Genomic DNA, 12,525 nt, shown 5'->3' with positions numbered 1-12,525 from the left:
TATTAGTTCCTGAATCTGCAATTTCATCAATCCAAAGCCCCCCAAGTAGACTTACTGGAGTTTCTGCCGCGACAAGCGCGGTCGAAGGTAAGTCATTTGAAAAACGTTCTAGGAGGAACCTGTGGCAAAGGCAAAGTTCGAGCGGACTAAGCCGCACGTTAACATCGGTACCATTGGTCACGTTGACCACGGTAAGACGACGTTGACGGCCGCCATTTCCAAGGTGCTGTACGACAAGTACCCGACTCTCAACGAGAAGCGTGACTTCGCGTCGATCGACTCTGCTCCGGAAGAGCGTCAGCGCGGCATTACCATCAACATCTCCCACGTTGAGTACCAGACCGAAAAGCGCCACTACGCACACGTAGACGCTCCCGGTCACGCTGACTACATCAAGAACATGATCACCGGTGCTGCTCAGATGGACGGTGCAATCCTCGTGGTTGCCGCCACTGACGGTCCGATGGCCCAGACCCGCGAGCACGTTCTGCTCGCCCGCCAGGTTGGTGTTCCCTACCTGCTGGTCGCGCTGAACAAGGCTGACATGGTTGATGACGAGGAACTCCTCGACCTCGTCGAAATGGAAGTTCGTGAGCTCCTGAGCTCGCAGGGCTTCGACGGTGACGAAGCTCCCGTCGTTCGCGTTTCCGGCCTCAAGGCTCTGGAAGGCGACCCGGAGTGGGTCAAGTCCGTTGAGGACCTGATGGCTGCTGTCGACGAGTCCGTTCCGGACCCCGTACGTGACCGTGACAAGCCGTTCCTCATGCCCATCGAGGACGTCTTCACCATCACCGGCCGTGGCACCGTTGTGACGGGCCGCGCCGAGCGCGGTACCCTCGCCATCAACTCTGAGGTCGAGATCGTCGGTATCCGCCCGGTCCAGAAGACCACCGTTACCGGTATCGAGATGTTCCACAAGCAGCTCGACGAAGCATGGGCCGGCGAGAACTGTGGCCTCCTGCTCCGCGGTCTGAAGCGCGACGACGTCGAGCGTGGCCAGGTTGTCGTCAAGCCGGGTTCCATCACCCCGCACACCGACTTCGAGGCTAACGTCTACATCCTGTCCAAGGACGAAGGCGGGCGTCACAACCCGTTCTACTCGAACTACCGCCCGCAGTTCTACTTCCGTACCACGGACGTGACCGGCGTTATCACGCTGCCGGAAGGCACCGAAATGGTCATGCCCGGCGACAACACTGAGATGACCGTTGCGCTCATCCAGCCGATCGCTATGGAAGAGGGCCTCGGCTTCGCTATCCGTGAAGGCGGCCGCACCGTTGGTTCGGGACGTGTCACCAACATCATCAAGTAACTACTTGACTGATTCACGGATCTGAGGGCCGGCTGACGGTCCGAAGAACCTAAGAACAGCCCCGCTGCTATTGCAGCGGGGCTGTTTTTTGCTACCATTAATCCATTCGTTGGATTAACTGTTGCCGTCACTTTTGTGTCCGGCAGCGGACGGAAGGCTGCAAAAATGTGGAGCTCCATGGGCGAGGCATACAAGGACGGCTACCGGGCAGGGCATTACCAGGGATGGCAGGATGCTTTGGCTGCAGCTGCCGTGTCCACTGGCGCGTCAGCGCCCGGAGCGGCAGTTCCTCCACAGCCGGCATCAAAGCCTGCTGAACCGCCGACGATACGGACTCCTGCGCCGGCACGGCCTGCGCCACCCCGGACTGCGCCAGCGTCGCGTCCCTCCGTCCCGGTGAAGACGAACGCCCAGCTGCAAGCCGAGCGGGAGAAAGCACGTGAGCGGCGCGAGCAGCAGAACATCAATGTCACGCTCTACGTCGCCAGCCTGCTTCTGGTCGCGGCCGGCGCACTGTTCATTGGCGCCGGCCTTCCGGTGCCGCTGCGGTTTGCGGGCGTATGTGCCGTCACTGCCCTGTTTTACGCGGCAGGCCTTTTGCTGCACGCACGTGCCCCGCGGCTGAAGCCCGCAGCCGTTGCATTCTCCGGCACGGGACTGGCCCTGGTTCCTGTGACAGGTCTGGCGCTGCATACCCTGGTTCTCCACCACGCTCCGCTCGCGTGGCTGCTGACGTCGGTTGCCGGTACAGCTGCTTACGTCCTGGCGGCCGTCCGGCTGGAAAGCAGGGTGCTCGTGTACCTGTCGCTGACGTTCGTCGCCTCGACGGCATGGTCGGGGGTTTCCGTCCTTGGCGGGGCGCTCATGTGGTACTTTACGGCCCTTATCGGGGTGGCGGTGCTCTTCACCCTTCTGGCCGTGGCAAAGCCGCGCTGGCTGCCGCCGCTGTACCTCAGGCCCCTCGCGCAGCTGCATCCGTACATGGTTCCGGCAGTAGCGGTGGCCGCCACGGTGGTCCCGCAGCTGCTGGAGCGCGGGGAATACGCACGGGTCATTGCCATCTGCGGAATCTATTTTGCAGTGACCTCCGTGGCACCACGGGTGCCATTCAGAAGTGCGCAGTTTTTGGCCGCCCGGGCCAGCCTGACAGTTGCTGCTGCTGTGGCTGTCTGGGACCAAACCGGCCGGGGGAGTGCCGGCCTGGCCGCTGCGGCCGTGCTCCTGGCTCTCCAGGTTTTCCTTACGGTCCCGGGAGCGGGACAGCTTCCGCCCGTATTTGCCAGCGTCCTGCGCCACAGCCGGTGGAACGTCGACGCGGCGCTCACCTTCGCGCTGCAGCTGCTGTTGACCGCTGCCTTCGCAGTGGTGCAGCAGCTGGACTTCCTGCCGGGGCTTTCCGGGGCTGACGTCAACCTGCCGTTGGCAGGCCTCACCGTGCTCGCTCTGCTGGCAGGCATGGTGCTCGCCGTCAGGCACAGGGCTGCCGCCGAGTGGGCTCCTGTCGCCGCCCTTGGCCTGGCCATCCTGCTGGCGGACGCGCTGGGTGCCTGGACGCTGACCATACTGCTCGTCGCCGGTGCGGTCTTCTGGCTGGGGCGCTCCCTGTCCGCCGGTGAACCGCTGCGGCTTCATTTTGTCCTCGGCGGCCGCCTTGCACTCACAGTTGCGGCGCCGATCCTGATGGCGGCGATTGTCGCTGATGATGACTCCCGCTTTCCGGCAGCAGTCCTGGCACTGTGCCTTGCCCTCGTGCTTCAACAACTCGTCACCGCTGTGCTGATCCGCGGACAGAAGCGCTCCGTGGCCCCACATCTGAGCCTGGCCCTGTTCACCGCGTCAGGTGTGGGAACCATGACTCTCCTTACGCTCGTGGACCACATCAGCGTCATGCCCCAGCCGGCCTTCCTTCCGCCGGCCGAACACTACGGGGCCATCGCCATTGGGGTGCAGCTCCTGGCAGCACTGGCCGTCGGTCTCATGCTGTTTCCCGTCTATGGAAAGAACGGGACATGGCGCCCCATCGTTGCGGAGGGGGTACCGCTCGGAGTAGCACTCCCTGCCGTGCCTTTGGCCTGCGACGCCGTTTCGCTTCAGATGGGAAACGCAGCGCTGATGCTCGTCGCCGGATACCTCGCTGTCACGGCGCTCCGCGCCAGGAGAGCATCTTCTCCCGGGACGCCAGGTGCGGCAACGCCCGGGGCAGCCATCCATGGCACGCCAATGCTGCAGCGGTGCTACTGGTGGCTCTGCCGAGCCGCAGGAACAGTGCTTGTACTGACACTGTTCCACCAGTTGCAGCGCGACGCCGGGCCCGTGCTGATGGGCGGCGAGACACTCACCCCGTCGACGGTGTTCGCTGCCGCGCTGTCCCTTCAGCTCACTGTTCCCCTGTGGGCGGCGTTCAGGGGCAGGGCGCGGGGACTCGACACGGCGGATGCCGGCGTGCTCCTTGCCGCGCAGGCGGTATCGATGGCCATCACGGAGGCGTCTATGCAGGTGTTCGCTTCCTCACCGGCTCCGTGGCAGGCCATGCTCACGACGGTGCTCCTGGCCGGCGGAGCTGCGGGGGCCGGATATCTGCTGCGCCGGCAGCAGATATCCGCTGCCTTTGCCCCGGCTGCCTTAACCGTGCTGCTGATGCTGCGCGGTGGAACGCTTCCGCACGTCGAAACCGTCCTGGCCATCTTCGCAGTCTTCAGCACAGCAATGGTGGTGGCAGTCGAAGCGCGCATTCTAAAGGGCATCTATTTTGCCGCCGGCCGCGTACTCACTGCGGCCCTGGCCCTGGTGCTCTGCTATGACGTTTCAGCCTCGCCAGCGGCCGTCGCTGTCACCTTCGCGATCGTGTTCGTGGCACAGCACGTGATCCGCTGGCTCATGCGCCACCGCCTGCTGGAAGTGCCATTCCAGCAGGCGGCCGTCTGGATCACACTCGCCGGCCAGGCGGTTCTCCCACTCGCCTACCTGGCCCAGCCCTTCCGGGCGGAACTCCGTTCGGATGACGGCGGGCGGTGGGTGCTGCTGCTGTGTCTGCTTCTGTTGCTGCTATCGGCCATTGTGGCCGGCCGTTTGTTCGCAGCCCGGGGTGCCGTCTACCTGGCCGTCTACGCGGCGCTGTTCGGAGCTGTAGCTCTGGGGCCCCTGATGTCATTTCCGGGTTCTTCCCCGTCCGGTTTCCTAGCTGCGCCGGTACTGAGCCATGCAGGAATGGCACTGGCGCTGCTTGGAATGTCCCTGGCGGCCACCGCCGCTGGAATACTATTCCGGCACAGAAACACCGACGGCGTGGACCACTGGTTATGGCTGACGGCGGCGGGTTCCTTTGGAACCGCATCAGCCGGGCTGGCCCCATCCACGTGGGACTGGATCACCGGTGCTGCCGTGCTCGCCCTTTCGGTGGCATGCTTCGCAGCCTCGCATGTGGAACGCATGCCCTGGTTCTACCGGCCTGCTGCCCTGGCCGCGCTCGCCGGGGGCATTGGGACGGTGGAGGGCATCATCGGGGAGGCGGCGGGGCCGTGGGGCCCGTACCTCCCGTGGCTGGCAGGCGGCGGGACTGCTGCCGCAGCGCTCTATGCCGCCGCAAGGATCCGTGGCCGCATGCTTCGGCGGACGGCCCCGCATCCAGCGGGCCGCGGCGACGACCGGTACCGCTCCCTGGTTGGGGCCGCGGTGCTGGGCCTGGCCGCCGCCGGGTTTGGAGGGCTGCTCCACAGCGCAACGTCGTGGGTAGGCGCAGCTCTGGTGACCCTTACCGCCGTCGTGGTCTGGCTGGAAGTTCCGGCAGCGGTACGACGGCGGGCAGCGGAACTTGGTGCGCTGGCCGTTACCGCCGCCGTCCAGCGGGCAGCCCTTTTTCCGGCAGAGCCGGAGCCCGGCTTCCCGGGGATGGCGGATGACACCTGGTACTACGCCGCAGGCCCTGACCCCTTCTGGACCGTGCAATGGTACGTGGTCCTCGCCGCCATGCTGGGGGTACTCAGATATGGCGCAAGCCAGCGCGACGCCGGCAAGGTGTACCTCGCTGTTGCGGCCGGGCTGCTCTCGGTGAGCGGCCTGCTGGTGATCTTCAGCGGAGACGGCGTCCAGCAGTTCTGGGTGCTGGCACTCTTCGCGGTGCTGCTGGTCGCAGGACTGACATTCAGTGAACGGATGTTTGTCTGGTGGGGAGCTGCCGGGGTGGCACTGTGCATCCTCTGGGCGGTGCGCCACTACACGTACGTGCTGCTCGCCATGATCGCCGGCGCACTCATTGCGCTCGCGCTCTGGAAACTCAGCCAAAGCAAGCCGGCGGGCCCCGAATAAGGGCGGTGCCTGAATAAGCGGGCCGCGGTCGGCAGGCCGGGCCCCCTGCTATCGTTGCTGCAAAGAGAGGAGGCGTGTCATGGAATTCCTGATTTTCCTGGTTGTGGCCGCTGCCGTCGTGTTCGGTCTTGTCCGCGCCAGGAAGTACTTCCGCCACGAGATTGACCGCGCGAAGCGCATCAACCGGTCCAACAAGAACAGATAGTCCAGGCAAGGACGAACCGCCGGATGACTCAGGCCCGTGCCGTCCGTGCACGGCTCAGGGCCTGCAGCCAGTAAAAGGACTTCTTGGGCGTGCGTTGGAGCGTGTCGAAGTCCACGTGGACCAGCCCGAAGCGCTGCGAATAACCGGCCGCCCATTCAAAGTTGTCCAGCAGCGTCCAGACGTAGTACCCGAGCAGTTCCACGTCGTGCGCGATCCCGCCGGGCGAGGTAGACACCATGGCCTGGTGCAGGTGGTGCGCCAGATAGTCGATGCGCCGGGCATCTGCCAGAGGGCCGGTGACATGTTCCGGTTCCGGGAAGCTGGCGCCGTTCTCGGTGATGTAGAGCGGCGGCAGGGCAGGCCCGTACCTGTCCTTCAGCTCACGGAGCAGGATTCCCAGGTGTTCGGGGGCAACGGGCCAGCCGAAGCCTGTGGTGTCGTACTCCGGGAAGGCTGCCAGGTGGAACGGCACCCGCGTCATGGTCTCGGCGGTGCCCGCGGGACTGGTGGCCGGCCCCTGGCCGGCTGCCACCTTCACCGGGTAGTAGTAGTTCACCCCGTAGAAATCCAGCGGCTGGCTGATGAGGCGGAGGTCGTCGTCGGACGCCTTGGCGAGATATCTGAACCAGGGCCGGGCGGCGGCGGGCGGCTTGGGATACCGGCCCAGCAGAATCGGGTCGGCGTAAACGCGGTTGAGCACCAGGTCAAACACCTTGGCCAGCAGGCGGTCCACAAATGTCCGTGATGCCGGGCGCACAGGGGAATGCAGGTTGGTGACGCCGATGCCGCCGGTGACACCGGCCGCCCGCAGGGCCTGGACGGCAAGCCCGTGCGCCAGCAGCTGGTGGTGCACTGACGGTAGGGCCTTGAACAGCAGGTCCCGCCCTGGCGCGTGCACTCCGAGCGCGTAGCCGTTGAGCGTCACGGAGACCGGCTCGTTGAGCGTGACCCACTGTGCCACCCGGTCGCCCAGCCGTTTGCCCGCTGCTGCGGCGTACTCCGCGAAATGCTGCGCCGTGGCGCGGTTCATCCAGCCGCCGCTGCGTTCAAGGGGGAGCGGGGTGTCCCAGTGGTAGAGGGTCGCCATGGGGGAGATGCCGGCGGCCAGCAGCTGGTCGACGAGTCTGTCGTAGAAGTCCAGGCCCTGGGTATTGATTGCCCCGCGGCCGTCAGGCTGGATTCGCGGCCAGGAGAGCGAGAACCGGTAGGAATCGATGCCGAGGTCCCGCATCAGGGCGATGTCCTCAGAAGCCCGGTTATAGTGGTCGCAGGCTACCGCAGGGGAGTGGCCGTTTACGATGTTGCCCGGTTTCTCGGCGAACGCGTCCCAGCCCGAAGGTCCGCGGCCGCCCGAAGTGAGGGAGCCCTCGATCTGGAACGCGGCTGCAGCGACGCCCAGCGTGAAGCCCGGCCGGAGGCGTCCGGCAAGGTCCTGCACAGTCTCCTGCCCAGGGTCCTGCCCAGTGTCCTGCCCAGTGTCCTGCGGAGAAGAGCCTCGTACGGCGTCAGCGTTCTGCCCGGCCATGGTTCTATCATCCATTCGGTGATCGGCTGGGGCAATGAGCGGACAGGGAGGTTGAGCCGGGGAGGTTGAGCGCCGCCCGGCAGGAGTGTCAGGGAAGGACCACAAGGGCTGATTCGCATCCACGGACAAATTCCGGCATACTAGATGAGTTGTTCAAGCGCTTCTTCGCGTCCCGATCCGGATAATGCCGGGTGACAGGGTCCAAGTCGAAGTCCAAACATAACCCACTCCCCATGGAACTGCGGGCTCGCATGTTGTGAAAAGTGCGACACGCCCGACCGCGGGGGTCGGTTACGTCGGCAGGTTGAGGAACCCGGATTCATCCGGATTCAGCTTGTGCGGCGGGTGGTAGTTACGACTTCAAATGCTTCGGCAGCCACATACAACAGGAAAGTGAACAGGGCGGCCCCAACCCGGGGAAGCACGACTGAAAGAGAGTCAGGCGACATGGCGGGACAAAAAATCCGCATCCGGCTGAAGTCATACGACCACGAGGTCATTGACGTTTCAGCACGGAAGATCGTTGAGACGGTCACGCGCGCAGGCGCAACGGTAGTGGGCCCCGTGCCGCTGCCGACGGAGAAGAACGTTTACTGCGTAATCCGCTCTCCCCACAAGTACAAGGACAGCCGCGAGCACTTTGAAATGCGCACGCACAAGCGTCTGATCGACATCATCGACCCCACGCCCAAGGCTGTTGACTCGCTCATGCGTCTCGACCTGCCGGCCGACGTGAACATCGAAATCAAGCTGTAGGGAGGTGCTGAGAAACTATGACCGCAACCCGTAACGTAAAGGGCCTGCTGGGCACGAAGCTCGGCATGACCCAGGTCTGGGACGAGAACAACAAGCTCATCCCCGTCACTGTTGTCCAGGCTGACTCGAACGTCATCACCCAGCTGCGCAATGCAGACGCTGATGGCTATGTCGCCGTTCAGATCGGCTACGGCCAGATCGATCCCCGCAAGGTCACCAAGCCGCTGGCTGGTCACTTTGAGAAGGCAGGCGTCACGCCTCGCCGCCACGTCGTCGAACTCCGTACCGCAGATGCTGCCGAGTACGAGCTGGGCCAGGAGCTCTCTGTAGAGGTCTTCGAAGCCGGCCAGAAGATCGACGTCATCGGCACCACCAAGGGTAAGGGCTTCGCCGGTGTTATGAAGCGTCACGGCTTCCACGGCGTTGGAGCTTCCCACGGTGCCCACAAGAACCACCGTAAGCCCGGTTCAATCGGTGGCGCATCCACCCCGAGCCGCGTCTTCAAGGGCATGAAAATGGCCGGCCGCATGGGCGCCGTTCGTCACACCACGCTGAACCTCACCGTTCACGCGGTTGACGTCGAGAAGTCGCTGCTCCTGATCAAGGGCGCCGTTCCCGGTGCCCGCGGCCAGGTCGTACTCGTACGCACCGCCGTGAAGGGAGCCTAGTTCAATGGCTAACACTGTCCAGGTTGACCTGCCTGCAGAGATCTTCGACGTTCAGACCAACGTGCCGCTGCTGCACCAGGTCGTCGTTGCACAGCTCGCTGCTGCTCGCCAGGGTACCCACAAGACCAAGACCCGCGCCGAAGTTTCCGGTGCAGGCCGCAAGCCGTTCAAGCAGAAGGGTACCGGCCGCGCCCGTCAGGGTTCGATCCGCGCTCCTCACATGACCGGCGGTGGCATTGTCCACGGCCCGACCCCGCGCGACTACAGCCAGCGCACCCCCAAGAAGATGATTGCTGCTGCACTGCGCGGCGCACTGTCTGACCGCGCCCGTAACGGACGCATCCACGTCGTTGCTGAACTGGTTGCCGGCTCCGCGCCGTCCACCAAGGAAGCACTGGCCACGCTGCGCGGCGTTTCCGAGCGCAAGAACCTGCTCGTTGTCATTGAGCGCGCGAACGATGTTGCTGCACTGTCCGTGCGCAACATCGAGGAAGTTCACGTTCTGTACGTAGATCAGCTGAACACCTACGACGTTCTCGTTTCTGACGACGTAGTCTTCACCAAGGCTGCCTACGAAGCATTCGTTGCTGACAAGGCTGCAAAGAACGAGGAGGATGCCAAGTGAGCGCAGCCACCATCAAAGATCCCCGCGACGTCGTCATTGCACCCGTCGTGTCGGAAAAGAGCTACGGCCTGATCGACGAGGGCAAGTACACCTTCCTGGTGGACCCCCGCTCGAACAAGACCGAGATCAAGCTGGCCGTGGAGAAGATTTTCTCCGTCAAGGTCGAATCGATCAACACCATCAACCGTGCCGGTAAGCGCAAGCGGACCAAATTCGGATGGGGAACCCGCAAGAACACCAAGCGTGCGATTGTCACCCTCAAAGAAGGCACTATCGACATCTTCGGCGGTCCGCTCGCGTAGCGGAGACCACTTTAACGAGGAAATGAATTATGGGAATCCGTAAATACAAGCCGACTACCCCGGGCCGTCGCGGCTCGAGCGTAGCGGACTTCACCGAAATCACGCGGTCGACGCCGGAAAAGTCGTTGGTACGTCCGCTGCCCAAAAAGGGCGGCCGTAACAACACCGGTAAGATCACGACCCGTCACAAGGGTGGTGGACACAAGCGTCAGTACCGTCTGATCGACTTCCGCCGCCACGACAAGGACGGCGTCAATGCCCGCGTTGCAGAAATCGAGTACGATCCGAACCGCACGGCTCGCATCGCCCTCCTGCACTACGTTGATGGCACCAAGCGTTACATCATCGCCCCGAACAAGCTCTCCCAGGGCGACTTCGTCGAGGCCGGCGCCAACGCTGACATCAAGCCTGGCAACAACCTGCCCCTGCGCAACATCCCCGTCGGTACCGTGATCCACGCAGTTGAACTGCGTCCGGGTGGCGGCGCCAAGATGGCCCGTTCCGCTGGCGCTTCTGTTCAGCTTGTCGCCAGGGAAGGCCGCTTCGCCCAGCTGCGTCTGCCCTCCGGCGAAATCCGCAACGTCGACGTGCGCTGCCGCGCAACGATCGGCGAGGTCGGCAATGCCGAGCAGTCGAACATCAACTGGGGCAAGGCCGGCCGTAAGCGGTGGAAGGGCGTTCGCCCGACCGTCCGTGGTGTCGCCATGAACCCGGTCGATCACCCGCATGGTGGTGGTGAAGGTAAGACTTCCGGTGGTCGTCACCCGGTCAACCCGAACGGTAAGCCTGAAGGCCGTACCCGCCGTCCCAACAAAGAGAGCGACAAGCTTATTGTTCGTCGCCGTCGTACTGGCAAGAACAAGCGATAGGAGCCTGGACACATGCCACGCAGCCTGAAAAAAGGTCCTTTCGTTGACCAGCACCTCTTTGTGAAGGTAGCAAGGGAAAACGAAAAGGGCACCAAGAACGTCATCAAGACCTGGTCCCGCCGTTCGATGATCATCCCCGACATGCTCGGGCACACGATCGCCGTGCACGACGGACGCAAGCACATCCCGGTGTTTGTCACCGAGTCGATGGTCGGGCACAAGCTCGGCGAATTCGCTCCGACGCGGACATTCCGCGGCCATGTCAAGGACGACCGTAAGGGCAAGCGCCGCTAGGCGCCTGCACTTACGTCAAAGACGAGAGAAGGAAAGCAATGGAAGCCAAGGCAATTGCGCGTCACATCCGCGTAACGCCTATGAAGGCCCGGCGCGTCGTCAACCTTGTTCGTGGTTTGCAAGCGAATGAGGCTCTGGCAATTCTGAAGTTTGCCCCCCAGGCAGCTTCGGAGCCGGTATTCAAGGTAGTTCAGTCGGCAATCTCCAACGCCCGGGTCCTCGCGGACCGCGACGGCGTGGCGTTTGACGAAGGCGACCTCATCATCAGCGAAGCGTTTGTTGATGAAGGCCCGACCATGAAGCGGTTCCAGCCGCGTGCTCAGGGTCGTGCATTTCAGATCAAGAAGCGCACCAGCCACATCACCGTGGTAGTCGCTACCCCGGAGAAAGAGGAGGCTCGCTAAGTGGGACAGAAAGTAAACCCGCACGGGTTCCGACTCGGCATCACCACCGATCACGTATCGCACTGGTTCGCTGACAGCACCAAGTCCGGCCAGCGGTACAAGGACTTCGTTCGCGAAGATATCCGTATCCGCCAGCTCATGTCCACGGGCATGGAGCGCGCCGGCATCGCCAAGGTCGAGATCGAGCGCACCCGTGACCGCGTCCGCGTGGACATCCACACGGCACGTCCGGGCATCGTCATCGGCCGCCGCGGCGCTGAAGCAGACCGCATCCGCGGCGAGCTCGAAAAGCTCACCGGCAAGCAGGTCCAGCTGAACATCCTCGAGGTCAAGAACCCCGAGATGGAAGCCCAGCTTGTTGCCCAGGGCGTTGCTGAGCAGCTGACTTCCCGCGTGGCTTTCCGCCGTGCGATGAAGAAGGCCATGCAGTCCGCACAGCGTGCCGGTGCCAAGGGTATCCGTATCGCTTGCTCGGGCCGTCTGGGTGGCGCAGAAATGTCCCGCTCGGAGTTCTACCGCGAAGGCCGTGTGCCCCTGCACACCCTCCGCGCGAACATCGACTACGGCTTCTACGAAGCCAAGACCACCTTCGGCCGCATCGGCGTGAAGGTCTGGATCTACAAGGGCGATGTCACCTCCAAGGAACTGGCCCAGCAGGCAGCTGCTGCCCCGTCCCGCGGACGCTCCGGCGACCGTCCGGGCCGCCCGGGTGGCGCTGACCGTGGTGACCGCCGCCGTCGTACCGACCGTCCGGCAGCCGACGCAGCTCCTGCTGCTGCAGCTCCGGCAGCCGAGGCTGCTTCTGCCGCTCCGGCACAGGCAGCAGAAGGAGGACAGGCTTAAATGCTTATCCCACGTCGAGTCAAGCACCGTAAGCAGCACCACCCGGGTCGTTCCGGCGCTGCCACGGGCGGCACCAAGGTCTCCTTCGGTGAGTACGGTATCCAGGCCCTGAGCCCGGCATACGTCACGAACCGTCAGATCGAGTCTGCCCGTATCGCGATGACCCGCCACATCAAGCGTGGCGGTAAGGTCTGGATCAACATCTACCCGGACCGTCCGCTGACCAAGAAGCCGGCCGAAACCCGCATGGGTTCCGGTAAGGGTTCCCCGGAGTGGTGGGTCGCCAACGTCAAGCCGGGCCGGGTTCTCTTCGAACTCTCCGGTGTCAATGAAGAGGTAGCTCGCGAGGCCCTGCGCCTGGCAATCCACAAGCTGCCGTTGAAGGCACGCATTGTGCGTCGCGAAGGTGGTGAGTAG

At 63.7% G+C, this 12,525-nt stretch carries 13 protein-coding genes; 12 read left to right on the top strand and 1 reads right to left on the bottom strand.

Features of this window, described 5'->3' with window-relative positions:
* Positions 1-121: 121 nt before the first annotated feature.
* The 3 genes from tuf to ACIP9X_RS07160 all read left to right on the top strand — a co-directional run bounded on the left by tuf (position 122) and on the right by ACIP9X_RS07160 (position 5,822).
* Complete coding sequence (gene tuf / locus ACIP9X_RS07170) at positions 122-1,312, top strand: elongation factor Tu (protein ID WP_400479021.1); 1,191 nt, start codon at positions 122-124, stop codon at positions 1,310-1,312.
* A 396-nt stretch (positions 1,313-1,708) separates the two neighbouring features.
* Positions 1,709-5,617 carry a hypothetical protein gene (locus ACIP9X_RS07165; RefSeq protein WP_400479020.1) on the top strand — a complete coding sequence of 1,303 codons (3,909 nt, stop codon included), beginning with the start codon at positions 1,709-1,711 and terminating at the stop codon, positions 5,615-5,617.
* A gap of 79 nt (positions 5,618-5,696) precedes the next feature.
* Positions 5,697-5,822 (top strand): hypothetical protein, encoded by a 126-nt coding sequence (locus ACIP9X_RS07160; protein ID WP_400479019.1) that lies wholly within the window; start codon positions 5,697-5,699, stop codon positions 5,820-5,822.
* 28 nt (positions 5,823-5,850) lie between these two features.
* On the opposite strand, the gene ACIP9X_RS07155 is transcribed toward ACIP9X_RS07160, so the two are convergent.
* A complete protein-coding gene (locus ACIP9X_RS07155; RefSeq protein ID WP_400479018.1) occupies positions 5,851-7,347 on the bottom strand; it encodes a GH1 family beta-glucosidase in 1,497 nt (498 codons plus the stop codon).
* A 447-nt stretch (positions 7,348-7,794) separates the two neighbouring features.
* Between ACIP9X_RS07155 and rpsJ the strand changes: the two genes are divergently transcribed.
* From rpsJ to rplP, 9 genes are read left to right on the top strand one after another with little or no spacing between them, the layout of a single operon-like run.
* Complete coding sequence (rpsJ, locus tag ACIP9X_RS07150; RefSeq protein WP_003803825.1) at positions 7,795-8,103, top strand: 30S ribosomal protein S10; 309 nt, start codon at positions 7,795-7,797, stop codon at positions 8,101-8,103.
* A 17-nt stretch (positions 8,104-8,120) separates the two neighbouring features.
* Entirely contained in the window at positions 8,121-8,771 is a 651-nt protein-coding gene (gene rplC / locus ACIP9X_RS07145) for a 50S ribosomal protein L3 (protein WP_400479017.1), read from the top strand.
* Positions 8,772-8,775: 4 nt separating this feature from the next.
* Positions 8,776-9,396: a 50S ribosomal protein L4 gene (rplD, locus tag ACIP9X_RS07140; protein ID WP_400479016.1), complete on the top strand. Its 621-nt coding sequence runs from the start codon at positions 8,776-8,778 to the stop codon at positions 9,394-9,396.
* Entirely contained in the window at positions 9,393-9,698 is a 306-nt protein-coding gene (gene rplW / locus ACIP9X_RS07135) for a 50S ribosomal protein L23 (RefSeq protein WP_400479015.1), read from the top strand. The genes rplD and rplW overlap by 4 nt, the downstream gene beginning before the upstream one ends.
* A gap of 29 nt (positions 9,699-9,727) precedes the next feature.
* Positions 9,728-10,567 carry a 50S ribosomal protein L2 gene (gene rplB / locus ACIP9X_RS07130; protein WP_400479014.1) on the top strand — a complete coding sequence of 280 codons (840 nt, stop codon included), beginning with the start codon at positions 9,728-9,730 and terminating at the stop codon, positions 10,565-10,567.
* 12 nt (positions 10,568-10,579) lie between these two features.
* Positions 10,580-10,861, top strand: coding sequence for a 30S ribosomal protein S19 (rpsS, locus tag ACIP9X_RS07125; protein ID WP_003803803.1), 282 nt, complete (start codon positions 10,580-10,582; stop codon positions 10,859-10,861).
* A gap of 38 nt (positions 10,862-10,899) precedes the next feature.
* Complete coding sequence (rplV, locus tag ACIP9X_RS07120; RefSeq protein WP_009358304.1) at positions 10,900-11,265, top strand: 50S ribosomal protein L22; 366 nt, start codon at positions 10,900-10,902, stop codon at positions 11,263-11,265.
* Positions 11,266-12,108 (top strand): 30S ribosomal protein S3, encoded by an 843-nt coding sequence (rpsC, locus tag ACIP9X_RS07115; protein WP_400479013.1) that lies wholly within the window; start codon positions 11,266-11,268, stop codon positions 12,106-12,108. It abuts the gene before it with no gap.
* Positions 12,109-12,525 (top strand): 50S ribosomal protein L16, encoded by a 417-nt coding sequence (gene rplP, locus ACIP9X_RS07110; protein ID WP_003803795.1) that lies wholly within the window; start codon positions 12,109-12,111, stop codon positions 12,523-12,525. It abuts the gene before it with no gap.

This window comes from Arthrobacter sp. NPDC093125 (assembly GCF_044754225.1).
In the GTDB taxonomy this organism is placed as follows: Bacteria; Actinomycetota; Actinomycetes; order Actinomycetales; family Micrococcaceae; genus Arthrobacter.
Note: the sequence above shows the minus strand (reverse complement) of the source record. Positions and strands in the feature narration are given on the sequence as shown.